This is a genomic window from Actinomadura sp. NPDC047616, assembly GCF_040642915.1.
GTDB lineage: Bacteria > Actinomycetota > Actinomycetes > Streptosporangiales > Streptosporangiaceae > Spirillospora > Spirillospora miaoliensis.
In genome coordinates this window covers 234,222-260,540 of the sequence record NZ_JBEYTB010000010.1, presented here as the reverse complement: position 1 = coordinate 260,540, position 26,319 = coordinate 234,222, and the positions used below count along the sequence as shown (strand labels likewise).

At 72.2% G+C, this 26,319-nt stretch carries 25 protein-coding genes; 13 read left to right on the top strand and 12 right to left on the bottom strand.

Features of this window, described 5'->3' with window-relative positions; all coding sequences use genetic code 11:
• Window positions 1-27: 27 nt before the first annotated feature.
• Complete coding sequence (locus ABZ801_RS24530) at window positions 28-1,083, bottom strand: phosphotransferase (RefSeq protein WP_360701717.1); 1,056 nt, start codon at window positions 1,081-1,083, stop codon at window positions 28-30.
• A 136-nt stretch (window positions 1,084-1,219) separates the two neighbouring features.
• Window positions 1,220-1,621, bottom strand: coding sequence for a nitroreductase family deazaflavin-dependent oxidoreductase (locus ABZ801_RS24525; RefSeq protein ID WP_344959152.1), 402 nt, complete (start codon window positions 1,619-1,621; stop codon window positions 1,220-1,222).
• A gap of 179 nt (window positions 1,622-1,800) precedes the next feature.
• Between ABZ801_RS24525 and paaI the strand changes: the two genes are divergently transcribed.
• Both paaI and ABZ801_RS24515 read left to right on the top strand, forming a co-directional pair.
• Window positions 1,801-2,214 (top strand): hydroxyphenylacetyl-CoA thioesterase PaaI, encoded by a 414-nt coding sequence (gene paaI / locus ABZ801_RS24520; protein WP_360701914.1) that lies wholly within the window; start codon window positions 1,801-1,803, stop codon window positions 2,212-2,214.
• A gap of 99 nt (window positions 2,215-2,313) precedes the next feature.
• The gene (locus tag ABZ801_RS24515) at window positions 2,314-3,168 is read left to right on the top strand and encodes an LLM class F420-dependent oxidoreductase (protein ID WP_360701715.1); all 855 of its coding nucleotides are present in this window, start codon (window positions 2,314-2,316) and stop codon (window positions 3,166-3,168) included.
• Window positions 3,169-3,214: 46 nt separating this feature from the next.
• Here ABZ801_RS24515 and ABZ801_RS24510 read toward each other — a convergent pair whose 3' ends face one another.
• On the bottom strand, window positions 3,215-4,081 hold the full coding sequence (locus tag ABZ801_RS24510; protein ID WP_360701911.1) for a helix-turn-helix transcriptional regulator: 867 nt from the start codon (window positions 4,079-4,081) through the stop codon (window positions 3,215-3,217).
• 556 nt (window positions 4,082-4,637) lie between these two features.
• Between ABZ801_RS24510 and ABZ801_RS24505 the strand changes: the two genes are divergently transcribed.
• A complete protein-coding gene (locus ABZ801_RS24505) occupies window positions 4,638-4,952 on the top strand; it encodes a hypothetical protein (RefSeq protein WP_360701712.1) in 315 nt (104 codons plus the stop codon).
• On the opposite strand, the gene ABZ801_RS24500 is transcribed toward ABZ801_RS24505, so the two are convergent.
• The 3 genes from ABZ801_RS24500 to ABZ801_RS24490 are packed head-to-tail and all read right to left on the bottom strand — an operon-like array spanning window position 4,949 to window position 7,430.
• Entirely contained in the window at window positions 4,949-5,755 is an 807-nt protein-coding gene (locus ABZ801_RS24500) for an ABC transporter permease (RefSeq protein WP_360701710.1), read from the bottom strand. The genes ABZ801_RS24505 and ABZ801_RS24500 overlap by 4 nt on opposite strands.
• Window positions 5,752-6,519: an ABC transporter permease gene (locus tag ABZ801_RS24495; protein WP_360701708.1), complete on the bottom strand. Its 768-nt coding sequence runs from the start codon at window positions 6,517-6,519 to the stop codon at window positions 5,752-5,754. The genes ABZ801_RS24500 and ABZ801_RS24495 overlap by 4 nt, the downstream gene beginning before the upstream one ends.
• The gene (locus ABZ801_RS24490; RefSeq protein WP_360701705.1) at window positions 6,516-7,430 is read right to left on the bottom strand and encodes an ATP-binding cassette domain-containing protein; all 915 of its coding nucleotides are present in this window, start codon (window positions 7,428-7,430) and stop codon (window positions 6,516-6,518) included. Before ABZ801_RS24490 ends, ABZ801_RS24495 begins: the two co-directional genes overlap by 4 nt.
• A gap of 167 nt (window positions 7,431-7,597) precedes the next feature.
• On the opposite strand from ABZ801_RS24490, the gene ABZ801_RS24485 reads away from it, so the two are divergent.
• Complete coding sequence (locus ABZ801_RS24485) at window positions 7,598-8,779, top strand: sensor histidine kinase (protein ID WP_360701702.1); 1,182 nt, start codon at window positions 7,598-7,600, stop codon at window positions 8,777-8,779.
• Window positions 8,776-9,432, top strand: a complete 657-nt coding sequence (locus tag ABZ801_RS24480) for a response regulator transcription factor (RefSeq protein WP_344946472.1) — start codon at window positions 8,776-8,778, stop codon at window positions 9,430-9,432. The genes ABZ801_RS24485 and ABZ801_RS24480 overlap by 4 nt, the downstream gene beginning before the upstream one ends.
• Window positions 9,433-9,449: 17 nt before the next feature.
• On the opposite strand, the gene ABZ801_RS24475 is transcribed toward ABZ801_RS24480, so the two are convergent.
• Window positions 9,450-10,364: a TIGR03620 family F420-dependent LLM class oxidoreductase gene (locus tag ABZ801_RS24475; RefSeq protein ID WP_360701698.1), complete on the bottom strand. Its 915-nt coding sequence runs from the start codon at window positions 10,362-10,364 to the stop codon at window positions 9,450-9,452.
• Window positions 10,365-11,087: 723 nt separating this feature from the next.
• On the opposite strand from ABZ801_RS24475, the gene ABZ801_RS24470 reads away from it, so the two are divergent.
• Entirely contained in the window at window positions 11,088-11,825 is a 738-nt protein-coding gene (locus ABZ801_RS24470) for a helix-turn-helix domain-containing protein (protein ID WP_360701696.1), read from the top strand.
• 77 nt (window positions 11,826-11,902) lie between these two features.
• The gene (locus ABZ801_RS24465) at window positions 11,903-12,154 is read left to right on the top strand and encodes a hypothetical protein (RefSeq protein WP_360701693.1); all 252 of its coding nucleotides are present in this window, start codon (window positions 11,903-11,905) and stop codon (window positions 12,152-12,154) included.
• A gap of 136 nt (window positions 12,155-12,290) precedes the next feature.
• On the opposite strand, the gene ABZ801_RS24460 is transcribed toward ABZ801_RS24465, so the two are convergent.
• Window positions 12,291-12,959 (bottom strand): nucleoside triphosphate pyrophosphohydrolase, encoded by a 669-nt coding sequence (locus tag ABZ801_RS24460; RefSeq protein WP_360701690.1) that lies wholly within the window; start codon window positions 12,957-12,959, stop codon window positions 12,291-12,293.
• 243 nt (window positions 12,960-13,202) lie between these two features.
• Between ABZ801_RS24460 and ABZ801_RS24455 the strand changes: the two genes are divergently transcribed.
• The 3 genes from ABZ801_RS24455 to ABZ801_RS24445 all read left to right on the top strand — a co-directional run bounded on the left by ABZ801_RS24455 (window position 13,203) and on the right by ABZ801_RS24445 (window position 16,114).
• Window positions 13,203-13,352: a transposase gene (locus ABZ801_RS24455; protein WP_344946489.1), complete on the top strand. Its 150-nt coding sequence runs from the start codon at window positions 13,203-13,205 to the stop codon at window positions 13,350-13,352.
• 292 nt (window positions 13,353-13,644) lie between these two features.
• Complete coding sequence (locus ABZ801_RS24450) at window positions 13,645-15,024, top strand: MFS transporter (RefSeq protein WP_360701687.1); 1,380 nt, start codon at window positions 13,645-13,647, stop codon at window positions 15,022-15,024.
• Window positions 15,025-15,481: 457 nt separating this feature from the next.
• Window positions 15,482-16,114, top strand: coding sequence for a LysE family translocator (locus ABZ801_RS24445; RefSeq protein WP_344946495.1), 633 nt, complete (start codon window positions 15,482-15,484; stop codon window positions 16,112-16,114).
• Between the two features lie 814 nt (window positions 16,115-16,928).
• Here the strand turns inward: ABZ801_RS24445 and ABZ801_RS24440 are convergent.
• Window positions 16,929-17,840 carry a hypothetical protein gene (locus tag ABZ801_RS24440; RefSeq protein ID WP_360701683.1) on the bottom strand — a complete coding sequence of 304 codons (912 nt, stop codon included), beginning with the start codon at window positions 17,838-17,840 and terminating at the stop codon, window positions 16,929-16,931.
• A gap of 145 nt (window positions 17,841-17,985) precedes the next feature.
• Window positions 17,986-19,269, bottom strand: a complete 1,284-nt coding sequence (locus tag ABZ801_RS24435) for a citrate synthase (RefSeq protein ID WP_344946502.1) — start codon at window positions 19,267-19,269, stop codon at window positions 17,986-17,988.
• A gap of 195 nt (window positions 19,270-19,464) precedes the next feature.
• Here ABZ801_RS24435 and ABZ801_RS24430 point away from each other — a divergent pair, with 195 nt between their 5' ends.
• Complete coding sequence (locus tag ABZ801_RS24430; RefSeq protein ID WP_360701680.1) at window positions 19,465-20,118, top strand: hypothetical protein; 654 nt, start codon at window positions 19,465-19,467, stop codon at window positions 20,116-20,118.
• 1 nt (window position 20,119) lies between these two features.
• Here the strand turns inward: ABZ801_RS24430 and ABZ801_RS24425 are convergent, their stop codons facing one another.
• Window positions 20,120-21,019, bottom strand: a complete 900-nt coding sequence (locus ABZ801_RS24425) for a serine/threonine-protein kinase (protein ID WP_360701677.1) — start codon at window positions 21,017-21,019, stop codon at window positions 20,120-20,122.
• 248 nt (window positions 21,020-21,267) lie between these two features.
• Between ABZ801_RS24425 and ABZ801_RS24420 the strand changes: the two genes are divergently transcribed.
• A complete protein-coding gene (locus tag ABZ801_RS24420) occupies window positions 21,268-23,466 on the top strand; it encodes an ATP-dependent RecD-like DNA helicase (protein ID WP_344946850.1) in 2,199 nt (732 codons plus the stop codon).
• A 94-nt stretch (window positions 23,467-23,560) separates the two neighbouring features.
• Window positions 23,561-24,697 (top strand): tetratricopeptide repeat protein, encoded by a 1,137-nt coding sequence (locus ABZ801_RS24415; protein WP_360701909.1) that lies wholly within the window; start codon window positions 23,561-23,563, stop codon window positions 24,695-24,697.
• Here the strand turns inward: ABZ801_RS24415 and ABZ801_RS24410 are convergent.
• Window positions 24,681-26,201, bottom strand: coding sequence for an ABC transporter substrate-binding protein (locus tag ABZ801_RS24410; RefSeq protein ID WP_360701675.1), 1,521 nt, complete (start codon window positions 26,199-26,201; stop codon window positions 24,681-24,683). The two genes, ABZ801_RS24415 and ABZ801_RS24410, sit on opposite strands and share 17 nt — an antisense overlap.
• Between the last annotated feature and the right edge of the window lie 118 nt (window positions 26,202-26,319).

Here is a 26,319-nt window from a genome sequence, read left to right as displayed (position 1 = left end):
AGTCAAGTAAGGGGCGGAGGGCTCGGATCAGCCGTAGGCGGGAGCCTCGTCGGAAATGTCGGTGTAGGGGGCGGCGAACAGGTCGAGGGTGCGCTCCAGGTGCGCGGACCACCAGGTGACCAGCCCGGCCGGACCCGCGGGGGCGCGGTCGCCGGGACGGTCGTCGCCCAGGTAGCGCTGCCGCAGCGGCGCCACGTCGCACAGGCGCTCCCACCACACCCGGTGCACCGCTGACTGGATCTGCCCCGCGTCCAGGGGGAACGCCGCGCGGTGACCGCGGACGAACGCGCGCACCCGGTCCAGGTCGAGGCCGGGCTCGTCGTCGGAGGCGAACAGGGACGCGGCGGCGCGCACCACCTCACCGGCGACCGGTCCGGTGGTGAGTGCGTCCCAGCCCAGCACGGCCGTCACGTTGCCCGACCCGCCGTAGCGCAGGTTCCCGGCGTGGAACGCCCCGTGCAGGTGCCCCACCGTGCACACCTCGATCTCGGGGGGCTGGTGGTCGGCGAACTCGGCGAGCAGCTCGCGACGCTCATGCAGGCGGCGGGCGGTGAGCGCGTCGAAGTCGGTGCCGTCGCCGGGCAGCGCGTCCAGCATCCGGTCGACGGCGTCGATCGCGTCGGCGGCGCGCGGCGTGGGGACCAGCATGCTCTGCTGGACCGGCGGGGTCAGCCGGTCGAGCTCGGCGTGCAGGGCGCCCAGCAGCTCGCCGAGCCGCTCGCACTGGACGAACGTCAGCTCCAGCCCGCCGCGCCGCCGCCCCGCCACCCACGGATGCAGCGCGTACGCCGTTCCGGCCGAGGTGACGAGCGTGCGGCCGCCGCGCGCGGGCACCGGCGCCAGGACGGGGAGCCCCGCCGCGTCCAGCTCGGTCGTGACCGCGTGCTGGAACAGCACCGCGCGCCGGTCGACGCCGGTGTACCCGGTGAGCAGGTACGCCCCGTCGGCGGTGTCCACCCGCCAGCACCGGCGGCCGGGCCGCTCGGCCACCGGTGTCGGCGCCCCGGCGGGCGCGCCGATCGGCCAGCGCTTCAGCAGCCGCGGTGGAAGCTCGGTGTCGCAAGCGCTCTGTGACGTCGGCACCCCAGCACCTCGGTGGCCCTCGAACGGATGTTCACGTACCGACGCTACACGTCCGCCCGGTGCGGTGGAAGCGGAACCGGCGGCGCGGTGCGCCCCGGCGCACGGCCCGGCGCGCCCGGCGCCGCCCGGTGGTATCTCAGCGGCGTTCGAGGACCACCACGGGGATGTCGCGGTCGGTCTTGCGCTTGTACTCGTCGTAGTCGGGCCAGGCGGCGACCATCGTCCGCCACAGCCCGGGCTTCTCCTCGGCGGTGGCGGTCCGCGCCCGCGCCGTGAACTTGTCGCCCTTGACCTGCACCTTCACCTCCGGGTCGGCCTGCAGGTTCAGGTACCACTCCGGGTGCTCGGGCGCGCCGCCCTTGGACGCGACGATGACGTAGTCGTCCCCCACCTTCTGGTAGATGAGCGGCGTGGTGTACTCGCGGCCCGTGCGGCGACCCTTGGTGGTGAGCAGCAGGGTCACGGTGCCCTGCCAGTCGTGCCCTTCGGCCCCGTCGGTCTCCTGGTACCGCTTGACGTGCTCCTTGCCGTACAGCATGAAACCCCTCTCGGTCGGCGTTGGCCCGCGCACCGCCGAGCCGTACCGCGCAGCCGGACGCGGCGGCTCGGAGCCGGGACATCGCGGTGATCGCCGAAGATCCTTACCCGGCCGGCACGGAACAATACGCTGGGCGGGTGAGCGAGGCGGCGGACAGGGCGCGGCGATGCGCCAAGGCGATGTACGAACGGGACGAGGCGACACGGCACCTCGGCATGGAGATCACCGAAGTCGCGCCGGGGCGGGCGCGGGTGCGGATGACCGTCACCGACGTGATGGTCAACGGGTTCGGCATCGCCCACGGCGGCTATGTGTTCCTGCTCGCCGACACGGCGTTCGCCTATGCCTGCAACACCCACGGAGCGGTCACCGTCGCGGCGGCCGCCGACGTGACCTTCGTGGCGCCCGCCCGCGCCGGCGACGTGCTGGAGGCGGTGGCGGACGAACGCGTCCGCTACGGCCGCAACGGCGTCTACGACGTCACCGTGCGCCGGATGGGCGATGGGGTCGTCATCGCCGAGTTCCGGGGTAGTAGCCGCAGCAGGAACGAAAGCGTGATCGCCGAGGCGGAGCCGGACGGGCCGGGGAGCTGACGCCGCCGGAGCACCACGGCGGTGAAATACGGCCGGCGGCGCCGCGGTTGTCGCGACCGAACGCGCCATGAGCGAAGCCGTGACGGTATGGAGGTGGCCATGGAACTCGGCCGGGTGGGCATCTGGAGCATCGGGCTGCGGTCGGACGATCCCGCGGCGCGTCCGCGGATCGCGGAGGCCGCGGCCGAACTGGAGGAACTCGGATACGGTGCCGTCTGGCTGGGCGGCAACCCGGGGGTGAACCACGCCAGGCCGCTGCTGGAGACCACGTCCCGCCTGGTGGTGGCCACGGGCATCCTCAACATCTGGGAGTACGAGCCCGAGCGGGTGGCCGAGGAGCAGTCCCTGCTCGCCAAGGACTACCCGGGCCGGTTCGTACTGGGCCTGGGCGCCAGCCACGGACCCCTGATCGGGGACAAGTACCAGCGGCCGTACACCAAGATGATCGACTACCTGGACCGGCTGGACGCGGCCGGATCGCCCGCCTCGCAGCGGGTGCTGGCGGCGCTCGGCCCGCGGATGCTGGCCGCGTCCCGGGACCGCGCGGCGGGCGCCCACCCGTACCTGGTCACGGCGGAGCACACCCGCAACGCGCGCGAGATCTTGGGCCCCGGCCCCGTGCTGGCGCCCGAGGTCAAGGTGGTGCTGGACGACGACCTGTCCCGTGCCCGCGCCGCCGCCCGCGGCCACCTGGAGATGTACCTGCGGCTGCCCAACTACACCGGCAATCTGCTGCGGCTGGGGTTCGGCGAGGAGGACTTCGCCGACGGCGGCAGCGACCGGCTGCTGGACGCGGTCTTCGCGCTGGGCGACGTCGACACGGCGGCGCGGCGGGTCGCCGAGCACTTCGACGCGGGCGCCGACCACGTCGCCATCCAGGTCATCACCGCGCAGCCGCAGGGCCTGACGACCCGCGAGTGGCGCGAGCTGGCCGTGCTGAACGAAGGCTCCTGACGCCGGAAACCGCCGAGACCTGGCGGTGCCGGGCGCCCCGGGATCGTCAGGTCTCGCGCAGGACCTTGGTGAGGAACGTCGCCGTCTCGTCGGGGCGGTGGGCCGTCACGCACAGGTTGTTCATCGTGCGCATGTAGGTGTCGACGTCGGTCGGCTTGTCCAGGTAGAGGGCGCTGGTGAGCTGCTCGATGAACACCACGTCCGACAGGCCGGGCTCGCCGAACCGCAGGATCGTGAACGGGCCGCCCACCGCAGTGTGCCCGCCCGCCCCGAATGGGACGATCTGCAGCGTGACGTTCGGCAGCTCGCACATCTTGATGAGGTGCTCGATCTGGCCGCGCATCACCTCGCGGCTGCCGATGCGGCGGCGCAGCACCGACTCGTCCAGCACCGCCCACAGCGTGGGCGCGCCGGGCTCGGTGAACCGCTGCTGGCGCGTGAGCCGCACCTGCACGCGGCGCTCGACCTCCTCCTCGGCGGCGTCGGAGTGGCCGAGCAGCACCACCGAACGGGCGTAGTCCTCCGACTGCAGCAGCCCCGGCACGAACTGCACCTCGTAGGCGCGGATCAGCGAGGCCGCCTCCTCCAGCCCCAGGTAGGGCTCGAACCAGTTGGGCAGCACGTCGCCGTAGCGGTGCCACCAGCCCGGCGTGTTGGCCTCGCGCGCCAGCTCCAGCAGCGGGGTGCGCTCCTCGGGGTCGGTGACGCCGTAGAGGGTGAGCAGGTCGGCGACGTCGCGCTCCTTGAAGCCGACCCGGCCCAGCTCCATGCGGCTGATCTTGGAGTGGGAGCCGCGGATCTCGTACCCGGCCTCCTCCGTGGAGATCCCCCGAGCCTCCCGCAGCCGGCGCAGCTGCGCGCCGAGCAGGATGCGCAGCACGGTCGGACCGCCGCGGCGCGGGTAGTCGATCAGCCGGCCGGCGGGTGAGTCACCCTCGGCCGGAGGAGGAGTGGGGGCAGCTGCATCCTGGGGCAAGGGTTCACCAGCCAGTCGACGGGCCCGCTCTCAGGCGGGAGATACGCGCCCCATGCTAGAGGATCTGATGGGTTTTGTGGGATGCACACGAAAACACGCGGCGTCGCTGCGCCGCCGTGACGGCATGGGAGCATGCGAGTGGCCGAGACCACCCGGCCGTCACTCAAGTACTGGTGCGAACCGTTGGCCTCAACTGTACGCGGCTTTCCTCGCTGATGAACCCGAAAACCTTCATTTCCATATCTCATCTTTTCGGCGTCCCCGGATCGGGCTCCCGCCCGCACGGCCGCCCACGCCGCCGCCCGGGTGGACCGGGTCGGCCTGGCGCGTGGCGGTATCCGGGGGGCGCCGGCCGAGTGACAGGGGTCTCGTGACGAGGCTCTCGTGATGAAGCTCTCGCCTGGCCGGGTGAACTCCGGGAAGGGCTTCGAAGTCCTTGTTCATGGAGGCGATCCGACCATTCGGCGTTGACCGCCGCACAGTGGGAGAGATCATGAACGCGACACGTCATGAACTGCCGGCACCAGCATTCCTGACCTCGGGAAAGGTGGGCGAGGCCGAACGGGCGGCCGCCACGGACGCGGTCCACGAGGCGCTGGCCGGCACGCGCGAGAGGGTCCGGTCCGTGCGCGTCACCCTGAGCGTGGTCGAGGACCCGTCGCTGCCGCGGCCCGCGCTGGCCCAGGCCGTCGTGGAGATCGACGGCAGGCGCCTGCGCGCCCAGGCCGCCGCCCCCGACCTCGCCGAGGCGATCGACCTGATGCGCAGGCGCCTGTCCGTCAGGACGGCCCACCTGCGCGCGGGCTAGGCGTCGCGGCGACCGGCCGTGATCGCGGCGGCGGCCAGCGGCACCGCCGCGTAGGCCAGCAGCACCGCCAGCGCCGCCGGCGGCGCCAGCAGGTCGCCGTAGACGGACGGTGTGCCGGTCCCTTCGGCCACCTGCTCGGGCAGGCCGGCGAGCATGAACGAGCCGATCCGTGCGTCCCAGGGCGCGGGCAGGTTGGCCACCAGCAGCGGCACGATGTGCCACAGCAGCACGACGATCACGATGGCGCCGGCCGTCGAGCGCAGCAGGACGCCGAGGGCGAGGCCCAGCAGGGCGAACACCGCGACCGACAGGCCGACGACGAGCAGGTGCGCCGCCTGGTCGGCGAGGACGAGGTTCTGGCCGGTGATCGGCCGGTCGCCGATGATCGCCGAGGACGCCAGGAACGTACCGAACACCGTGACCTGCCCGGCGGCCAGCGCCACCGCGCCCACCACGGCGGCCTTGGCCGCCAGCACCATCCCGCGCCGCGGCACGGCGGCGTACGTCGCGCGGATCGTGCCGGTGCGGTGTTCGGACGTGGCGGCCAGCACGCCCAGGACGGCCATGCACAGCGACACCGCCCACGACGTCAGGTCCGCCAGCGGGGACAGCGCGAACCGCTCCCGTCGCTGCGGGGTGAGGTCGTCCCAGACGTTGGCGGAGTACCAGGCGAGCAGGGCGGCCAGCCCGACGAACGCGACCGCCGCCGTCAGGGTCCAGAAGGTGGAGCGGAGCGTGCGGAGCTTGAGCCATTCGGCCGCGAGGACGCTGCCCGCGGTGAACCCGGGGGTCGTGTTCGTCATGCGTCCCTCCTCAGAAGCAGTACGGCACCGGAGCCCAGGGCGACCATCACGTACGCGGCCATGACCGCGAAGGCCCCCATGGGTGGCAGCAGCGGGTCATCGGCCGCCCCCGCCAGCTGCATGGCGAGGTTGGGCAGCAGCACACCGGCCAGACGCTCGTCCCAGGGGGAAGGCAGGAACGCCGGCAGGACGGGCAACACGAACAGCAGCACGCAGACAGTGACGATGGCACCGGCCGTGGAGCGCAACGCCGTGCCCACGCCCAGGCCCACCAACGCCACGGCCCCCACCGACACCCCCAGCGACAGCAGCAGTGGCACCGAGTCCAGGAACGGCGTGTCGTAGTCGGCCAGGGGACGGTCGCCGATGACCAGCCGCACGATGCCGTGCGTGGCGAACATCGCGGCGAGCCCGGTGGCGAGCGAGGGCGCGGCCACGGCCGCCGCCTTGGCCGCCAGCGCGGCGGGGCGGGACGGCACGGCCGTCAGGCTGGTGCGGATCATCCCGGTCGTGTACTCGGAGGTGATCGCCATCGCGCCGAGCACCGCCGCGCACAACTGCACGAGCGGCAGGAACATCGTCTCCAGCGGCTGTGCCCGCTGCCAGGCCGCGCGCTGCTCCGGCGTCCCCGAGTCCCAGGCGTTGGTGCCGTTCCACGCCATCAGCGCCGCCAGCAGCAGCGTCGAGGCGACCACGGCGAACACGTAGTACGTGGAGCGGACGGACCGCAGCTTGATCCACTCGGCGGCGAGCGCCCCGCTCACGACCGCGCCCTCCCGGCGGCGCGGTAGTCGACGTCCGCGCCGGTCAGCTCCATGTACGCCTCTTCCAGGGAGGCGCCGCGCGGCCTCACTTCGTGCAGCGGGATTCCCCGCGCGGCGGCCAGCTCGCCGATGTGGGCGACGTCCAGGCCGCTCACCGACAGCCCGCCGTCGGGCAGCGTGTCCACGCTCGCGCCCGCCGCCGCCAGCGCGCCGGTGAGCTCGGCCTGCCGGGGGGACCGGACGAGGACGCCGCGCTGGAACCGCGCGGCCAGTTCCTTGACGGAGGTGTCGGCGATGAGGCGTCCCCGGCCGACGATGACGAGACGGTCGGCGGTCATCTCCATCTCGCTCATGAGATGGCTGGAGACCAGCACGGCCCGTCCCTCGGCGGCGAGCGCGCGCAGCAGTTCGCGGATCCAGCGCACGCCGTCCGGATCGAGTCCGTTGACGGGTTCGTCCAGCACCAGCACGCCGGGGTCGCCCAGCAACGCCGCCGCGATGCCCAGCCGCTGCTTCATGCCCAGGGAGAAACCGCCGGCGCGCTTGCGCGCCACCCCGGCCAGACCGACCTGTTCCAGCACGTCCGCCACGCGGCGCGTGCCTATGCCGTTGCTGCGCGCCAGCCAGCGCAGGTGGTCGTAGGCGGTGCGGCCGCCGTGCACGGCCGTCGCATCCAGGAGCGCCCCCACCTCGCACAGGGGACGGCGCATCTCGGCGTAGCGTCTGCCGTTGACCAGCGCAGCGCCGGAGGTGGGCGATGCCAGGCCGAGCAGCACGCGCATGGTCGTGGACTTGCCCGCGCCGTTCGGCCCCAGGAAACCCGTCACGGTGCCGGGGGAGACCTGGAACGACAGCCGGTCCACGGCCGTGGTGGGGCCGTAGCGTTTCGTCAGCTCACGTACTTCGATCATGCCGCCAACGGTCGCGTGTCACGGCATGGTGAGGCATCGGAGCACGAGCCGAAACCGCACCTGCGACCAGGGGGCGACGGCGGCTCTCCTCGCGCGCGCTTGTCAGACCCAGGGATGACATCCCGTGGCCGGAGGCGATCGGGCGTCGGCGCCGTTACGGTCGGCACGTGGCGGATTCGGAGTTGCGTTCCCTGTTGGCCAGACGGCTGGACCGCCGTCAGCTCATCGCGATGGACGCCGCGTTCGCCGTCCTTTACACGCTGTTCCTGATGGGGCTGACCGGCGCTCGCGCCCCTGACGACGCCGCGCTGCCCGGCCCGGCCGAATGGCTCGTCATCGCCGGCACGGGACTGCCGCTCGCCGTCCGCCGCCTCTGGCCCGTCGCGGTGTTCGCGCTGGTCCTGGCGTTGTCGATCGTCTCCGTGCCCGCCGACCTGCCGAACCTGTCGTTCGCCGCCGCCGCGTACGCGCTGTACGCGGTCGCGCTCGTCCAGCCACGGCGCCGCTGGATCCCCACCGCCGCGATCGGCGCGTTCAGCGGCGTGACGCTGTTCGCCGGCGCCCTCGTCGGGCCCCGCGACTGGCGCGCCGAACGCCTCCTCGACATCCTGCTCGCCCTGGCCGTCCTCGGCGGGGCGTGGACGCTCGGACGCGCCGTGCGGGAACGGCGCGCGCAGGCGGAGCAGTCGGCGACACGGCTGGCCGATCAGGCGGTCGCCGAGGAACGGCTGCGGATCGCGCGCGAGCTGCACGACGTCGTCGCGCACAGCATGAGCCTGATCGCCGTCAAGGCGGGGGTCGCCAACCACGTCGCCGAGGAGCGTCCCGAGGAAGCCCGCGACGCGCTGCGCGTCATCGAATCCGCCAGCCGCGGCGCCCTCGCCGAGATGCGCCAGCTGCTGGGGGTGCTGCGCACCGGCGGTCCGGCCGACGCCGAACTGGCGCCCGCGCCGGGCCTGGCCGGACTGGCGGGACTGGTGGAACGCGCGGCGCTGGCGGGCGTGCGCGTCGAGCTGGAACTGAGGGTGGGGGAGCTGCCCGAAGGCGTCGCGCTGTCGGCGTACCGGATCGTCCAGGAGGCGCTGACGAACGTGGTCAAGCACGCCGCCCCGGCGCGCTGCCGCGTTCTGGTCGAGGCCGACGGGCACGAGGTGCGCATCGAGGTCACCGACGACGGGCCCGGCGCGCGCACGCTGCCGCCCGACCCCGCGCCCGGTGCCGGGCACGGACTGATCGGCATGCGCGAACGCGCCATGATGTACGGCGGGGACTTCACCGCCGGGCCCCGCCCCGAGGGCGGTTTCGCGGTGCGGGCCCGCCTGCCGTACGACACCGTGAGGGGCGGATGACCGACATCCGGGTACTGGTCGCCGACGACCAGGCGCTGGTGCGCGGCAGCTTCCGGCTGCTGGTCGACACCGCGCCCGGCCTGGTCGCCGTCGGCGAGGCCGGGACGGGCGCCGAGGCCGTCGACCTGGCGGCCCGTGAACGGCCCGACGTGGTGCTGATGGACGTGCGGATGCCCGAGATGGACGGCATCGAGGCCACCCGCCGCATCTGCGCCACCTCGGACGTGCGGGTGCTCATCCTCACCACGTTCGACCTGGACGCCTACGTCTACGCGGCGCTGCGCGCGGGCGCCAGCGGATTCCTGCTCAAGGACACCCCGCCCGCCGACCTGCTGGCGGCCGTCCGCGTCGTCGCGGCGGGGGAGGCGCTGCTCGCCCCGACCGTCACCCGGCGGCTGATCGCCGAGTTCGTCCGCCGCCCCGAACCGTCCCGCCCGGTGGCCCGCGAGCTGGACGGGGTGACCTCCCGCGAGCTGGAGGTGCTGGAACTGGTCGCGCGCGGCCTGTCCAACGCCGAGATCGCCGACCATCTGCGGCTCAGCCTGGCCACCGTCAAGACCCACATCGGGCACCTGCTGGCCAAGCTGCACGCGCGCGACCGGGCCCAGCTCGTCATCGTCGCCTACGAGACGGGCGTCGTCCGCCCCCGCTGACCGGGCCCCAGCCGGGCTTAACCGAGCTTCACCAGGGCGGGGGCGATCGCCTCCAGCTGATCGGTCGTGGCCTCCAGGTCCGGGGTGAGGGCGAAGACGGACACGTGGTCGGCGCCGGCGTCCAGGTGCGCCGCGATCTTCGCCGCGATGGCGTCCGGGGTGCCCCAGGGGACGCGCTTGTCGACGAGCTCGTCCGTTCCGCCGTCGGCGAGGTCCTCGTCGCCGTATCCCATCCGCCTGAGCGCCTTGTCGTAGGGGGACTCGGGCAGTCCCGGGTTCGTGACCTGGCGGGCGATGGCGCGGGCCTTGTCCGGATCGGTCTCGAGGACGACGGCCTGCCCCACGACCAGCAGCTTGTCCGGGCCGAGGACCTCGCGTGCCATGCGGGTGTGCTCGACCGGCAGCGCGGCGGTGATGGCGCCGTCGGCGCGTTCGGCGGCCAGCTCCAGCATCTTCGGGCCGAGCGCGGCGATCAGGCGGGGGAAGGGCACCGCCGGCTTCGGCGCCTGCTCGGCGGAGGCGTCCATGGCGTCGAGGTATTCGCGCACGCGCCGCAGCGGCCGCGCGTCCCACTTCTGGCCGCTGCCCTCGACGATGGCTCCCAGGCTGACGCCGACGCCGAGCACCACCCGCCCCGGATAGGCGTCGGCCAGCACCGCGGCGCCGCCCTGCATGGCCGCGGGGTGGCGCGCCCACAGGTTGGCGATGCCGGTTCCGGCGACGAGCCGGTCGGATGCCGCCAGCAGCACCCCCAGCTGCGCGAACGCCTCCCGCCCGCCGATCGCCTCATTGATCCACACCGACCCGAAACCGGCCTTCTCCACGCGCCCGACCGCCCGCCGCCACTCCTCGGCCGGCGCGATCGGAACCATCAGCCCCGCTCCGACCCGGCCGAGCCGCCGCCGGGCCTCGACCACCGCCGTATTCGTCATCCCGCACATCTCCTCGTCTCGTCGCCCAGCCGTGACGTCCGATGATCCGGAACGATCGGCCCGGTTAAGAGGGAACATACCGGAACGCTCGCCCCGCTTGTCAACGTAGTCGTGCCCCCTGCGGGTCGACGGTCGGCCCTGCCGAGCCGCCGGAAGGTGAACGCGCGGGCGGTGCGCACGGCGCTGTGGCTTCGTGGGCGAGCCCGCCGTGGTTGCCGGTGTGGCGGCGTTATGGTCGTCCAGCGTGCTGCGCCTGGGAACGTCACTTGGTGGGCCCCGTGGTCGCCCGGCCCGGCACGACGTCCGGCGTACACCTGGCTGAAGGTGGACCGGACGCAACAGGTCATGACGGCCTCCACGCTGCCCGCCGATCCCGGCGACGCCCTGGCCGCCTGGCTGAAGGCCCTTGTGCTGCCGGCCGTGCGCGGCTGGTCGTCGGCCGCCCCCTGCTGTACCCCTCCGACGATTGCTCGACGCGGGCTTCTTGGGACGGCAGGCACCGGTGCGCCGGGTCATGGCGCCGTCACGGCACGCCCGTACCGATTCGGCATACAGGCTTTCGAAGATCGCCATCGCCCGGTGGCGCCGTCCGTCGTTCGGGTGAGGACATGGAATGTGTCGCCTTGACGTGAAGTTCTGGGAGGCTGGGGATCGGCGGCAGGTCGTGCGGGGGTCTTCGGGTTCCAGGACGTCGTGAAGGGGGTCTGGGAGGTGACCGGTCAGGTGGGCGTTGACGAGGGGACGCGGCTGAGGGCTGACGCCCGGCGTAATCGCGAGCGGATCCTGCGGGCCGCGCAGGAGGCGTTCGCCGAGGAGGGCAGGCTGGTCCCGCTGGACGAGATCGCCCGCCGCGCCAACGTCGGCGCCGGCACGGTCTACCGGCACTTCCCCACGAAGGAGGCGCTCTTCTGGGAGGTGGTGAGCCACCGGCTGAACGGCATCGTGACGGATGCGCGCGCCCTGCTGACCGCCGCTGATCCCGGCGCGGCGTTCTTCGGCTTCTTCGCCGCCGTCGTCGACCGGGCGATGTTCAACCACGCGCTGTGCGAGGCCCTGGCCGACGAGGGGGGCATCGACCGGTTCAAAGTCGGCTGCATCGACTCTGACTTCAACGACGTCCTCGGCGCACTGCTCCGCCGCGCCCAGCAGGCCGGTGCCGTGCGCGGCGACGTGGACGTGGCCGACGTGCGAGCCGTCATGAGCGGATGCCTGGTCATGGAACGGCAGCGCCGGGCGGCGGGGCGCCCGGGGCGAATGATCGAGCTGGTCGGCGACGCGCTCCGCCCGCCGGACGGTCCCGTAACGAAACATCCGTCACGTAACGAAAATAGTAACGAAACTAAGGGGTGTGCGGTCTGCGGTGCCCCGTTGCAGACGGCGGGGACGGGGCGTCCGGCCCGGTACTGCGGCCAGGCCTGCCGCCAGAAGGCCCACCGCCGCCGCCACCGTATGGACGCCTGATCTTTTTCGGTTGAACGGGCGGACGGCGCGGCCAGCCGCTTGTTGTAGCCGGGTTGCTGTGGGACGAAGGGGAACAGGTGGCCCAGGTGGCTGCGGACGTGACGCAGCCAGCGGGCCTCGGAGGTGAACCCGAGCATGGCCTGCATGACCGCCAGGCAGAGCAGCTCGGCATGGCTGAGCTTGGGTGGCCGTCCGGGCAGCCGGGCGATCCCGGCCGCGTCGTCGTCGATCTTGACGTACAGTGCGATCACGAGGGTGTCCAGGTTGTTCGTCACACAACGATCTTGGACACCCTCTTCGCGTCCGGTGGCTGGCCCACCACATCGTGATCATTAGGAATCACTCGTCTAGAGAAGGACAATCGACGCCGTCCGCCATCAGACCGACGTGCACTCGCTCGGCCCGACCTCCCTGCCCGCCCGGGGCCGTTGCCCGTAGACGGAGGCCCGGTGCGACGTCCCACAGTCAGCTCTGCGAACTGCCGGAAGGCAGCCGCAGGACGGTGCGGCCGGCGAATCCACCACGTTCGGCGGCCTTGGCCGCACGTCGCCGTTCGAGTTCCTCCGGGTCGAGGCCGTGCAGGGCCGCCAGCGCGTGGACGACCTCAAGCAGGTCGGCGAGTTCTTCCGCGTCCCCGCTCGAAACGTATTCCCCGGCCTCCTCGTACAACTTCGCCCGCAGCATCGCCGCGTACTCCGGTTCCGCGACGACGCGCACGTCCGGTTCGCGGCCGTCGGCCCGGATGATGTCGGGAACGCGGTCGCGGACCAGCTTCTCGGCTCGTGCGCCGCCGCTGCCACCGGGACGGGACGCGGCGCCGTGCCGGCGGTCCAGATCCTGGACCCATTTCACCGCGACGGCGGCCGTCTGGATCAGTTCCGTGCGGAGTTCGGCGGGATCGGACTCCGCGAGCGCCTCGTAGAACTCCTCGGTCAGCACGTGCCGCCAGGTCAGCTCTCCGCGCGTCCACGCCTCCGCGCACTCGCGCTTCGCGCGCTCGGCCGCCTCGGCGTACTGCGGCCCGCTGCCGTCGGGAAACTCCTGCACACCCCACCGACGATCCTGTGCGGCGCGTTCCTCGGCGATGTCGTCCAGCACCCGGCCGAGCGCCCCCGGCACTCCCTCGGTCTCCATGGCAGACGACGTTAGCCGCCGGTGCGAACCTGAGCACGGTGCCCGCGGCAGTCCACCGCCAGCATGGAAGCCCGGCGTCCACCATGTTGCCGAGGCCGGCCAGGATGGCCGCCACCACGGCTCGCAGACGTCGCAACCGCGGCCCCGACCGCGCTTAAGAGGTCATAAAAGCATGCAGCGCGGCACATGGTGATGGCTGGTGTGGTGTGGCGGTGTGCGTAAGGCGAGCAATCCCCGTGGATCGTGCCCGACAGCCTGTGGGAGCGGATCGAGCCGCTTCTGCCGACGGTCGAGCGCCGCAAGCGTCACCCCGGCCGCAAGCGGCTGGACGATCGCAAGGTGCTGCGCGGAATCCTGTTCGCCCTGCACACCGGGACCTGGTGGGAGTACTAAGACAGGTCCGAACAGCACCGCGACGAAGACACGCGCAGGCGGTTGCCGGACCTCCCAGCGGCACCGATGCGCCTCCACCGGGCCGGTGCAGCCGTGAAAAGGACGACCATCTCCCCACGGTCGGCGGCACGTTCACTAGGAGGTCCGGCACGCAGGCGGTACGGCGCGCCGCGGCACAAGCCGCCCGTTACGGCGCCTTCTTGGCAATCGACAAGCGAGTACGCCATAACCGGCCAAAAATGACCATATAGTCACATTGCTCCACCGTGGTGGAACACGTTCTAATGGGCCAATGCCTCCGGCTCCACTGCCCCGCTCGCTGCGCATCGGCTATGGGATCGGCTCTTTCGGTACGGGAACGTTCAGCACCATCCCCGGCCTGCTGCTTCTCTACTACCTCACCAATGTGCTCGACGTTCCCGCGGGAGTCGCCGGGGTCGCCGTCTTCCTGCCAAAAGTATGGGACCTGCTGATCAATCCGCTGGTGGGACGGTATTCCGACCACACGGTGTCACGACACGGCGCGCGACGGCCCTGGCTGCTGGCGGGCGCCATCACTCTGCCCCCGCTGTTCGTGCTGATGTTCGCCGGAACCTCGCTGCGCGGGGTGCCCGCCGCCCTGTACATCGGCGGATGCTTCGTGCTCGCCGCCACCGCGTACGCGCTGTTCGAGGTCCCGTACAAGGCCATGCCGGCGGAAATGACCGACGACTACCACGAGCAGTCCGTGCTGCTCACCTGGCGGATGGCCTTCCTGGGCCTGGCGATCCTGCTGTCGGGCGGCCTGGCTCCGCTACTCGTGAACTCGCGGGGCGGTGACCCGACCATTCCGGGCTACCGGCTGATGGGCCTGGTCATCGGCGCGGTGATGCTCGCCGGGATGGTCGGCACGTTCTTCGGCACGGCCCGGGCGCCCCGCATCGTCCGGAGCGACTCCGACCGCCCCGCGGAACACGCCACCCTCCGGCGGCAACTGGCCGCGGCACGCGGGAACCGGCCGTTCGTCCTGCTGGCCTGCCTCAGCTGCGCCCAGATGCTGGCCGTCGGGATCATGCTGGCGGGCGCGCCGTACTTCGCGTCCTACATCCTGGAGGACACCGGCGCGATCACCACGATCTTCCTGGCCCTCATCGGCCCGATGGTGCTGGTGATGCCCGGCTGGGTGGCGGTGGCGCGCCACTACGACAAGCGCGGCGCCATGGTCGTCGCCGGCGGCCTGTTCCTGCTCGGCGGGGCGTGCCTGACGCTGACCCCGATGTTCGGCGCGGTGTACGCGCACCTGTGCACGATGCTGGTCGGTATCGGATACGCGGGTCTGCAACTGCTGCAGTTCTCCATGCTGGCCGACACCCTCGTCTACGACGAACTGCGGTCCGGCACGCGCCGCGCCGGAGTGTTCACCGGACTGTGGACCGCCCTCGAAACCGTCACGATGGCACTCGGCGCCCTGCTGTTCGGCTGGCTGCTGGCCGCCACCAGATTCGTCTCGTCCGAACCCGAGGAGCCGGTGGCCCAGCCGGACAGCGCCGTCGACGCCATTCTTTTCGGCGCGACCCTGGTCCCCGCCGCGCTGACCGCCGCGTCCATCGCCCTGACCCTGCGCTACGACCTGACCGCCAGCCGCCTGGACAGCCTCCGCAAACGCCACACCCCCCTACACCGCCCAGCCTGACTTCCACCACACCCCCAAGCCGCGAACACCCCACCCCGTCCGCTCCCCAACGGGTCAAGCAGGATTTTCCGGACGTGCAGGCGTGGTACGGAAACGCCACAGGCAGTTGGTGGGCGATGGTCCCGATCAGGCCGCGGTGGCGGCTCGTGGAAGCGGTCGACCCGGTGGAATTGCGCGGAGCGATCCTGAAACCGGCGGTCTGGCCGTGGCCTCGGAACTGGGCGGCGCTGCCGTCACGCCGAGCATGTCGGCGCGCACGTCGTTTGTTCGCCGCTGCGTTGCGGCGGTGGAGGGCGGTGCGCAGGTGCTTCCCATTTTTCCGGATGCCTTCGGGTGCCAACCTGCCTCTGCTGCACCCACCACCTGGCCGGGGATGGCGCCTGTTCCACAGACTCGCAACCGTTGTCGAGCGAATATTCAGTAATCGTGGGATGTGTCGATGTGCGACGATCACCCCATGCCGATTGACCAGCACCTTCTTGTGGCGTTCACCGTCACCACCATGGTCGCCATGATCACTCCAGGGCCTGACATGCTGTTCGTCCTGGGGTGCGGGATGCGGGGCGGGCCGCGCGCCGGCCTGCTCGCCACGGCCGGGGTCGCGACGAGCGAGGCCGTGCACGTCGCGGTGGCGGCCGCCGGGCTGGCCGCCCTGTTCGCGGCGGTGCCGGTCGCCTTCACGGTGGTGCGCGTCGTCGGTGCCGCCTACCTGATCTACCTCGGAGTCCAGATGATCCGTCACCGCAAGGCCGCCATGGAGGACGTGCCGGTCGAGAGCGGCGGGATGCCGGGGCGCCGGGCGTATCTGTCCGGCCTGCTGACGAACCTGCTCAACCCGAAGATGGTCACGTTCACGATCGCCTTCCTCCCGCAGTTCATCAACCCGGGGCTCGGCCATGTGTGGTTGCAGTTCGCGATTCTCGGGACGCTCCTGATCGTGCTGGAGTTCCTGGTCGACGGGACGGTCGGCGTGCTGGCGGGACGGATCGGCGGATGGCTGCGCCGCAGGCGGGCCGCCCGCCGCCGGATCGACGTCGCGACGGGCGGCGTGTTCATCGGCCTCGGAGTACGCCTGGCCGTCGAACGCTGACACCGCCTCAGCACGCCCCTCCCCGCCGTCTCCCGCCCACGAGCCGAGCCCTACGACACAGCACCACGCCACCACCGGCGTCGGCATCGCCCTGACGCCGCCCCCTTCACCGCCGGACTGGCAGTACGCCCGCTACTGGCCGCCATCTCGCCGGTCAATGCCAGCGAGATGGCGTGCTGCCACTGGCAGACGCGGCGCAGCGAATCCGGGACATGCTGACGTCGTCGCCGTCCACAGCCTGCAGCCAGGGGAGTAGAACCCCTACTGGCCCGCCGCCCCCTGCCACCCGCCCCAAGCCGCGCCACACAGACCGCCAAGCCGTGTGACGCGGCGGCTGGGCGCTGCGACATGAGCCGTCGAGCTGTGCGGCGCGGTTGCCGAGTCGTGTGACGCGGCCGCCGGGTGCTGCGACGTGGGCCGTCGAGTTGTGTGACGTGGGTCGTCGGGCGCTGCGACATGGCGCTGGGCGCTGCCACCTTGCGGCGCCCATTTGTCGGACAGGTTCTTAGCCGAATCGACGTTGTGGTGAGAGTCGTGCTCGGTGAGTTGAAGGCGTGGCTGGCGGTTGCGCGCTGTTGTCCTGAATGATCCGGCGGCGTCACTTCACCGGCCGGCCGCAACGCCCCTGAGGAAACAGCGTTTGCTGCTGGACCTTCGTCGCGGCCTGGCGGGCACGATTCTTGCGAGTGGGCCGTGTGCTGTCGTGTGGCGTTCATGCGTCGCTGCGGTTCGTGGAGGGGCTTCTAGGGCGGCTGGGTGGGGGCCGTCTGTTCGGTTGCGGCGTGGGACGACGGGTCTCTTGTTTTGGGGTGGGTTACTGCGGGGCCACGGGGGCTGGGGGGTCGGGGGTGTAGCTGAGGAGGTCGTAGAGGACTGGCGGGAGTTCGTCCCAGAGCCACTCGTTCTGTGAGCCGGGCCAGTCGGGGGGAGGGCCGACTCTCAGCAGGTCCGGGCGGAGGCGGGTGAGCTGGACGGGCACCGGGCCGCCGCTCCACATCGGTTCGTCGGTTCCCCAGTAGGCGCCGAAGTCGATGCCGGTGAGTGCGAGTTCTCTGGAGAGGGCGTGGCGTCCGGGGCTTCTTCCGAGGGGGAGCAGGCGTTGGGCCGTGGTGCGCAGGATGTTGAGAGCGGCGAGGTCATGGCGGCAACTGACGGCGGTCATGCGTAGTTCGGGGAGGCCGAAGCGGGTCAGGCCGCGGGTGGTGAGTTCCAGGCACGCGCAGCCGTCGTGGTCGTCGTCGGCCGCCGGGCACTGGGGGTTGACGGGGAAGGGCGGCAGCCAGGCGCCCAGCCAGTCGTCGGCCAGAGCGAACCGTGACGGTTCGGGGGCGTCCCAGAACGGTACGACCTGGCGGGTGTCGATGTCGATCGGGACGCCCGTGACGGCGTCCGCGACGGCGCCGGTCACGGCGCGGGCCAGTTGGAGGCCGAACGGCAGGTCGTGCGCGGGGACGGTGGCGGTGACTCCGATATGGTGCGCGGCCTTCCGCGCCGATTCGGGCTCGTCCTCGTCGGGCGCGTGCAGTGGACGGTGGAGGTCCCATGGTGAGGCGTCGGCGCTGTACGTGGTCACCGACAGGGCAGGCGTGCCGAGCCGCTCGGCCGCTTCGGCGGCGAACGGCTCGGGCAGTCCCTCGAAAGGAAGCGGCAGATCGGCCTGGTCGGCCGCGACGACGAAGGTCGCGGTGACCTCCTCGGGCACGGTGACGTCGATCGTTTCGGACATGGCGGCCTCCTGTGGCGTGCGTTCGCCATACAGGTTCGGCCGTCGGCGACCCCCACGAAAATAGAACGACGTTCTGGGGATAACCGCCGCACAAAACGAGGCGCCGGGGACACCGCCCGTGTCCCCGGCGCGTGTGCGTGAAGGGTCAGCGGTCGGAGATGTCGACGTAGTGGCGTTCGCCGGGGCCGACGTAGACCTGGCGGGGGCGGCCGATCTTGGTGGCGGGGTCGCTCATCATCTCGCGCCACTGGGCGATCCAGCCGGGAAGGCGGCCCAGGGCGAACAGGACGGTGAAGGCGTTGGTGGGGAAGCCCATGGCCTTGTAGATGACGCCGGTGTAGAAGTCGACGTTCGGGTACAGCTTGCGCTCGGCGAAGTAGTCGTCGCTGAGCGCGACCTCCTCCAGGCGCATGGCCAGGTCGAGCAGCGGGTCGTCCTGGCCGAGGGTCTCCAGGACCTTCTTGGTGGCCTTCTTCACCACGGCCGCGCGCGGGTCGTAGTTGCGGTAGACGCGGTGGCCGAAGCCCATGAGTTTGAGGCCCGGCTCCTTGTTCTTGACGCGGCGGACGAAGCCCTCGACGTCGCCGCCCTCGGCGTGGATGCGTTCGAGCATCTCCAGGACGGCCTGGTTGGCGCCGCCGTGCAGGGGGCCGAACAGCGCGTCCACGCCCGCCGAGACCGAGGAGAACAGGTTGGCGTGGCTGGAGCCGACCAGCCGCACCGTGGAGGTCGAGCAGTTCTGCTCGTGGTCGGCGTGCAGGACGAACAGCATGTCCAGGATTCGTACGATCTCGGGGTCGACCTCGTACGGCTCGGTGGGCAGGCCGAACGTCATCCGCAGGAAGTTCTCCACGTACCCCAGGGAGTTGTCGGGGTAGAGCAGCGGCTGTCCGACGGAGGTCTTGTAGGCGTACGCGGCGATCGTCGGCAGCTTGGCGATCAGCCGGACGCTGGACAGGTCGACCTGCTCGTCGTCGAAGGGGTCCAGGCTGTCCTGGTAGAAGGTGGACAGCGCGCTGACCGCCGACGACAGGACCGCCATCGGATGGGCCCGCCGCGGGAACACCGAGAAGAAGTTGCGGAACTTCTCGTCCAGGAGCGTGTGCCGCCGCACCCGGTCGGTGAACCGCTCCAGCTGATCGGCGGTCGGCAGCTCGCCGTAGATCAGCAGGTAGGCGACCTCCAGGAAGGACGACCGTTCGGCGAGCTCCTCGATCGGGTAGCCGCGGTACCGCAGGATGCCCGCCTCGCCGTCGATATAGGTGATCGACGACGTGGTCGACGCGGTGTTGGTGAACCCCGCGTCGAGGGTGACGTGGCCGGTCTCCTTGAGGAGACTGTTGATGCCGAGCCCCGAGGGTCCCTCGGTGGCCTGCGTCACCTCAAGAGGCATCCGCCCGCCCGTGTGGTTGAGCTCGAAATCGGACATGCACTCGCTCCCAACTGCTGTCCACACCTGCGTAGACGCTCCGAGTTTCATCGTATCCACGTGATCAGATGGGTCTTGCTGCGGGCTGGGCGGTCTTGTCACGGAAGATCCGAAAGTTGGTGATCAGTCCGCTGATGGGGTCCTCTGACCGGCCGTGGGTTGACGGGGCGGGGCGCCGGATGCTGGGTTGAGGCCATGTCGACCCATGACGCGACGGAGCTGGTTCGAGCCGTGCGGGAGGAGGCGGCCGCCTCCGGCAACCGGTTCCTCGAGCTGCTGGAGGGCGGCGACGTGCCCCGCGAGCGGCTGGTGTGGCTGGCGGGGGAGCAGTACCGGATCCTCGGCAGCGACCGGCGCAGCTTCGCGCTGCTGGCCTCCCGCTACCCGGAGCCGCCCGCCGGTGACATGTTCCTGGCGCTCGCGCAGGGCGAGGGGCGGGCGCTGGAGCTCCTTCGTGCCTTCGCCGCGGCACTGGGGCTGAGTGATATGGATCTCATCGCCTACGAGCCGCGTCCTTCGGCGCAGACCTACCCCGCCTATGTGGCGCAGCGTGCGGTGTTCGGCACGGCCGGTGAGGTCGCGCTGGCGATGCTGGCCAACCTGGAGGAGTGGGGGGCGTACTGCGGGCATGCCGCCGACGCGCTCACGGAGCGGTACGGGTTCGATGAGGAGGCGGTGGGGTTCTTCCGGTTCTTCGCCGAACCTCCGCCGGGGTTCGACGGGCAGGCCACGGCCGTCATCGCGGCCGCGCTGGAGGCGGGGGAGAAGCCCGCCGACATGGCCCGCGCCGCCCGGCTGCTGCACGCCTACGAGAAGGCGTTCTGGGACGCCCTGGCCGACGGCCTGTGAACTACTCGTGCGGGGGAGTCAGCTCGGCGGTCAGCTGCGCGAGGGTGAGTTCCTGGGCGCCGATCAGCTCGCCGACGGCCGAGGGCAGCCACTCCTCGCCGTAGTGGGCGTCCAGCAACGTGGACAACGCCGTGAGCACCTGCTCGGGAGTCGGCCGCTCTTCCGGGGCCTTGGCCAGGCACAGGGTGACCAGCCCGCGCAGCGGGTCGGGCAGGCCGGTCAGGTCGGGAGCGCGGTGCACGATGCGGCCGCGCGTCTTGCGGTCGGTGCCGAACGGGGCCGTGCCCGTCGCCGCGTACACCAGCGTCGAGCCCAGGGAGAACACGTCGCTGGCGGGCGTGACGGCCTCGCCGAGGGCCTGCTCGGGCGACATGAACGCGGGCGTGCCCACGATCGTCGACCGCGACAGCGGACGGGCGTCCAGCGGACGGGCGATGCCGAAGTCGATCACGCGGGGGCCGTCGCCGGCCAGCAGCACGTTGGACGGCTTGAGATCCCGGTGGACGATCTCCGCGCGGTGGATGGCGATCAGCGCCTCGGCGAGCCCGGCGCCCAGATGGCAGGCGGCCTGCTCGGGGATCGGGCCCTTCTCCCGTACCGCCTCGGCGAGGCTGATGCCGTGGATGTACTGCGTGGCCAGCCAGGGCAGCTCGGCGTCGGGGTCGGCGTCGACCACGGCGGCGGTGTAGAAGCCGCTGACCGAACGCGCCGAGGCGACCTCCCGGCGGAACCGGGCCCGCCAGTGCGGATCGTCCAGGAGTTCCGGCCTGATCATCTTCACGGCGACCAGCCGGCGGCTCGGCGAGGCGGCCAGGTACACCTGGCCCATGCCGCCCTCGCCGAGCCGCCCGAGCACCCGGTACGGGCCGATCTTCTCAGGGAGGTCGTGGGGCGGCTGCATGGCTCCAGGTTCCGGGTGCGGGGGCGGGGACTTCATCGTTCCACGAGATGATCTCGAATCCGAAGTCGTGGGGGCCGCCGGCCGCGGGGACGGAGGGCGAGCCCGCCGCGTTCGGTGCCGAGCGCGGCGGCGCATCCGACATGATGTGATCTGTGACGAACGGCGCGCCGGATTCTGGACGGCACGCGGGCCAGGGCCCGCGGCACTCAGGCCGAGCACCGCAGCACGCGGGGCAGGCGCCGGGGCCCGTGGTGCTGGAGGCCGTCCTCGAACGCATCACCTACGCCAACGAGGACACCGGGTACACGGTCGCCCGTGTCGCCACCGAGAAGACCGGCAGTGACCTGCTGACCGTGGTCGGTGCGCTGCTCGGCGCGCAGGTGGGGGAGAGCCTGCGGCTGACCGGACGCTGGCGGTCGCACCCCAAGTACGGGCGGCAGTTCGAGGTCGAGTCGTACACCACCGTGCTCCCCGCCACCGTGCAGGGGATCCGCCGCTACCTGGGCTCCGGCATGATCAAGGGGATCGGCCCGGTGATGGCCGACCGGATGGTGGAGCACTTCGGCACCGACATCCTGCGGATCATCGAGGAGGAGCCGGAGCGGCTCGTCGAGGTGCCGGGGCTCGGCCCCAAGCGCACCAGGCGCATCGCCGACGCCTGGGAGGAGCAGAAGGCCATCAAGGAGGTCATGGTCTTCCTGCAGGGCGTCGGGGTGTCCACGTCGCTGGCGGTGCGGATCTACAAGCAGTACGGCGACGCGTCCATCGACACCGTGCGCCGCGAGCCGTACCGGCTGGCCGCCGACGTGTGGGGCATCGGGTTCAAGACCGCCGACACCATCGCCCAGGCGGTCGGCATCCCGCACGACAGCCCCGAGCGGATCAAGGCGGGGCTGCGGTACACGCTGTCGGAGGCCGCCGACGACGGGCACGTCTTCCTGCCCGAGCCCAACCTGATCACCGCCGCCGAGAAGATCCTCGGCGTGCCGCGCGAGCTGATCGGCCCGGCGCTGGACGAGCTCGCCGCCGAGGAGGAGGGCGTCGTCCGCGAGCCGGTGCCGGGGACGGCGGAGGGCGCGGGGACCGTCCCGGCGGTCTACCTGCCGCCGTTCCACCGGGCCGAGCGGTCGCTGGCGCGCGGCCTGCGGGAGCTGCTCGACGCCGGGCACGACCGGCTGAAGGCGTTCGCCGACGTCGACTGGGACAGGGCCCTGGCGTGGCTGCGCCGGCGCACCGGCGCCGAGCTGGCGCCCGAGCAGGAGGAGGCGGTGCGGCTCGCGCTGACCTCGAAGGTCGCGGTGCTCACCGGCGGGCCGGGCTGCGGCAAGAGCTTCACGGTGCGGTCGATCGTCGAGCTGGCCGCCGCCAAGAAGGCCCGGATCGTGCTGGTGGCGCCGACCGGACGCGCCGCCAAGCGGCTGGCCGAGCTGACCGGGCACGAGGCCGCCACCGTGCACCGGCTGCTGCAGCTGCAGCCCGGCGGCGACCCCAAGTACGACCTGGACAACCCGCTGGACGCCGACCTGGTGGTGGTCGACGAGAGCTCGATGGTCGACCTGATCCTGGCCAACAAGCTGGTCCGGGCGGTCCCGCGCGGCGCCCACCTGCTGCTGGTCGGCGACGTCGACCAGCTTCCGTCGGTGGGCGCCGGGGAGGTGCTGGCCGACCTGCTGAACGCCGAGGTGATCCCGCGCGTGCGGCTCACCCGGATCTTCCGGCAGGCGCAGCAGTCCGGGATCGTCGTCAACGCCCACCGCGTCAACTCCGGCGAGCACCCGCACACCCGCGGCTACCCCGACTTCTTCCTGTTCCCGTGCGACGACCCGGAGGAGACCGCCGAGCTGACCGTGGACGTGGTGGCCAACCGGATCCCCCGCAGGTTCGGCCTGGACCCGCGCCGCGACGTGCAGGTCCTCACGCCGATGCACCGGGGCGCGGCGGGCGCCGGGGCCCTCAACACGCTGCTGCAGGAGGCCCTCACCCCGCACCGCGAAGGGCAGCCCGAACGCCGCTACGGCGGCCGGGTGTACCGGCCCGGAGACAAGGTCACGCAGCTGCGCAACAACTACGACAAGGGCGAGGCCGGGGTGTTCAACGGCACCGTCGGCGTCGTCACCAAGGTCTCGCAGGAGGAGCACACCCTCACCGTCCGCACCGACGAGGACGAGGACATCGACTACGCCTTCGACGAGCTGGACGAGATCACCCACGCGTACGCGATCACCATCCACCGCTCGCAGGGCAGCGAGTACCCGGCCGTGGTCATGCCGCTGACCACCGGCTCCTGGATGATGCTGCGCCGCAACCTGCTCTACACCGGCATCACCCGCGCCAAGAAGCTGGTGGTGCTGGTGGGCTCGCGCCGCGCGCTGGCCGCAGCCGTCCGCACCGCCGGCGCCGGACGCCGCCACACCGCCCTGGCCCACCGCCTGGCCGCCCCGGCGTGACGGCGCGTGCGGAACCGATCGCCCGGCGGCCCCGTCCGTTACGTTGATCAACCGCAGTTTCGCGTCTCCCGAGGGGGTTCCCGTCTTGACCGAGGTGTCCCGCAGCGCCTCCCCACCCGACGCCGATGAGCTCGACGCCGAGACCGTCGTCGCGTTGGTGAACGGATCGCACGACCTGGCGGCGGCCGGCCGCATGGACGAGGCCGTCCGCGACCTGCGCCGGGCCGTGCCCGCCGCGCGGCGGCTGTTCGACCGCGACCCGGTGCGGTACCGCAGCGTGCTGGTCGTCGCACTGCGCAACCTGGAGGGGCGGCTGGCGGCGTCCGGACGGGCCGACGAGACCGTGCCGCTGCTCAGGGAGATCGTCGCGGCCACCACCGGCTACCGCGACGAGGAACTGGCCAACGGCACCCGGGATTCGCTGCACGGCCACCGCATCGGAGCGTTGACGCGGCTGGCGCGGAGGCTGCGCGCCGCCGGCGACCTCGACGGCGCCATCGCCGCCGCGACCTCGGCCCGCGACGAGTCGCCCGAGCCCGCCGACCCGCCCGCGCCGGACGACGCGGGGAAGGCCGAGCCGCTGGTGGCGTGCGAGCTGCTGCTGGGCCAGCTCCTCGAGGAGGCCGGGCGCGTCGACGAGAGCATCCGGGTGGGGGAGAGCGCCGTCGCGCACGCCCGGCTGCTCGCCGACACCGTCCAGCTCGGCGACGCCGCCCTGGACCTGGGCCTGCGGCTGCTCGTCCAGGACCGCCTGGACGACGCGGCCGGGCGGCTGAGGCAGGCCGTCGAGGTCTACCGCGACCACGCCGACGACCCCGGCCGTCCCGACGCCCGCGCCAACCTGGCCGTCGCCGCCAACCGGCTGGGCGTCGCCCTGTCGATGCTGGAACGCGACGGCGAGGCCGTGCCGTACTTCGAGGAGGCGGTCCGGCAGCACCGTCGCCGCGACCCGGCCGACCCCGAGGTCCGCGACGAGCTGGCGGGCTCGCTGCGCGACCTGGCCGTGTGCCTGATCCAGATCGACCGGGACGCCGAGGCGGTGGCCGCGCTCGCCGAGTCCGCCGATCTGTACCGTCCGCCGGCCCGGGACGGCTCGGCCTTCCACCGCCGGCGGCTCACCGAGGTGCTGAACCGGCTGTGGCGCGGGCTGGCCATCCTCGAACGTGAGGAGGAGTCGGCGAGCGTCAGGGCCGAGTGGTCCGCCCTGGCCGAGGTCAGTCCGTCACCGTGAGACGGGCCAGCGCCAGCCCGGCGAAGGCGTCGGCGGTGACCCCGCGGGTGCGCTCCGACCACACCAGGTGATCGTGCCCGTACCACAGCGGGATCGCCGGCATGTCGCGCAGCAGCGACGACTCGGCCAGCCGCGCCGGGACCACGCTCTCGTCCGGTGCGGCGGCGCGTTCGGCCTGCTCGATGAGGTCGGACGCGTCGCCGCCGGGGTTCGGCAGCGGGGCCAGGGCGGCGGCGGGGGCGGGGTAGTCCGCGGCCGAGTGCTGCACGAAGGGGCCGTCGACCTTCCGGTCGGCGATGGCCTCGCGGAGTTCGGCGGCGGGCACCGCCCTGGGGCGCGCGTCCAGCTTCAGCGTCGAACGCCACTGGTCGGCGACCGCCTTCACCCACGCGTCGTCACCGGCGCCCGCCTCGTACCAGATCGGCACGGGACCGTCGAGACCGCCGGCGTCGGCGAGCGCCGCGGACGCGGCGGGCCCGTCGTGCACGCACACCCGGCACTGGCCCTCGCGGCGGCCCAGCGCGATGCCCGGCGGGACGAGGGCGTTGGCGGGGCTGGCCTGATGCCCGAGCGGCCCCTCCGTCACCGCGCGCCGGTCCACCGCCATCGACAGCGCGTGCCGCACGGTCGGACCGGCGAACCGCTTCTCCCACTCGGGGATCACCAGGTACGTCATGGCCCGGCCGGGCACCACCAGGTGATGACGGCGGAAGTCGGTGTCCATCGACCCGTGCCGGTCCGGCGGGACGGCGGTGGCCACGTCCAGGTCACCGGCCTGGACGGCGCGGTACTGGGCGGCGGCGTCCGGCATCGCCCGCACCACGACCGTGCGGCCGCGGCCGTCCCGCGGTTCCAGCACCGTTTCGCGGGCGTCGTGGGAGCGTACGCGGAACGGGCCGTTCCCCACGGGCGCGCGCCCGTAGGAGGCCCAGTCGCGGGAGCGCAGCACGGCGTCGGGCATCGGCAGGAACGCCGGATCGGCCAGCAGCGCGGGGAAGCCGGCCAGCGGACGGTCGAGCGTCACCTCGAACGTGCGCTCGTCGCGCACCTTCAGCCCGTCGACGTCGTCGTCCCGGCCGCCCGCGCCCTTCACCCGGGCCACGTCGGTGAACAGGCGGGCGCCGTGCCAGCCCTCGCGCAGCGTGGCGCGCCAGGCGTCGACGAACGACCGCGCCGTCACCGGGGAGCCGTCGTGGAACCGCCCGCCGGGACGCAGCCGTACGGTCCAGACCCGCCGGTCCGGGCTGGTGATCGACTCGGCGGCGGCGTCGACCGGCGTGCCGCCCCGCCCGTCGTGGGCGGTCAGCCCGGTCCACACCGCACCGGCGATCATGCGGCCGGCGGGGTCGTGGACGTCGCCGGGCACCAGCGTGGCGGGCGGCGCCGCGCCCACCGAGATCCGCGGCTCGGCCGGGTCGCTCCACGCCCGCAGGGCCACCACCGGCGCGACCAGCATCGCCACCGCGCCGGTCACCAGCGCGGCCGTGCGCGTGACGCTCCTCACCCGCCCCTCCCCGGGGCCTTTCCAGAGCTCAACCGGTCCCTTCCGACGGCGGTGGCGGACGACGCGGGTGAGCGTACGGCACCGTCCCCTGGCGCGGGAAGGGCACGCGGCCGTCATG

Coding starts and splice junctions, on each gene's coding strand:
- ABZ801_RS24500 (WP_360701710.1), bottom strand. CDS start 5,755: ATGACGAACACGACCCCCGGGTTCACCGCGGGCAGCGTCCTCGCGGCC.
- ABZ801_RS24430 (WP_360701680.1), top strand. CDS start 19,465: ATGTCGACCCATGACGCGACGGAGCTGGTTCGAGCCGTGCGGGAGGAG.
- ABZ801_RS24460 (WP_360701690.1), bottom strand. CDS start 12,959: ATGGAGACCGAGGGAGTGCCGGGGGCGCTCGGCCGGGTGCTGGACGAC.
- ABZ801_RS24450 (WP_360701687.1), top strand. CDS start 13,645: ATGCCTCCGGCTCCACTGCCCCGCTCGCTGCGCATCGGCTATGGGATC.
- ABZ801_RS24505 (WP_360701712.1), top strand. CDS start 4,638: ATGAACGCGACACGTCATGAACTGCCGGCACCAGCATTCCTGACCTCG.
- paaI (WP_360701914.1), top strand. CDS start 1,801: ATGTACGAACGGGACGAGGCGACACGGCACCTCGGCATGGAGATCACC.
- ABZ801_RS24435 (WP_344946502.1), bottom strand. CDS start 19,269: ATGTCCGATTTCGAGCTCAACCACACGGGCGGGCGGATGCCTCTTGAG.
- ABZ801_RS24425 (WP_360701677.1), bottom strand. CDS start 21,019: ATGCAGCCGCCCCACGACCTCCCTGAGAAGATCGGCCCGTACCGGGTG.
- ABZ801_RS24475 (WP_360701698.1), bottom strand. CDS start 10,364: ATGACGAATACGGCGGTGGTCGAGGCCCGGCGGCGGCTCGGCCGGGTC.
- ABZ801_RS24445 (WP_344946495.1), top strand. CDS start 15,482: ATGCCGATTGACCAGCACCTTCTTGTGGCGTTCACCGTCACCACCATG.
- ABZ801_RS24525 (WP_344959152.1), bottom strand. CDS start 1,621: ATGCTGTACGGCAAGGAGCACGTCAAGCGGTACCAGGAGACCGACGGG.
- ABZ801_RS24515 (WP_360701715.1), top strand. CDS start 2,314: ATGGAACTCGGCCGGGTGGGCATCTGGAGCATCGGGCTGCGGTCGGAC.
- ABZ801_RS24480 (WP_344946472.1), top strand. CDS start 8,776: ATGACCGACATCCGGGTACTGGTCGCCGACGACCAGGCGCTGGTGCGC.
- ABZ801_RS24490 (WP_360701705.1), bottom strand. CDS start 7,430: ATGATCGAAGTACGTGAGCTGACGAAACGCTACGGCCCCACCACGGCC.
- ABZ801_RS24440 (WP_360701683.1), bottom strand. CDS start 17,840: ATGTCCGAAACGATCGACGTCACCGTGCCCGAGGAGGTCACCGCGACC.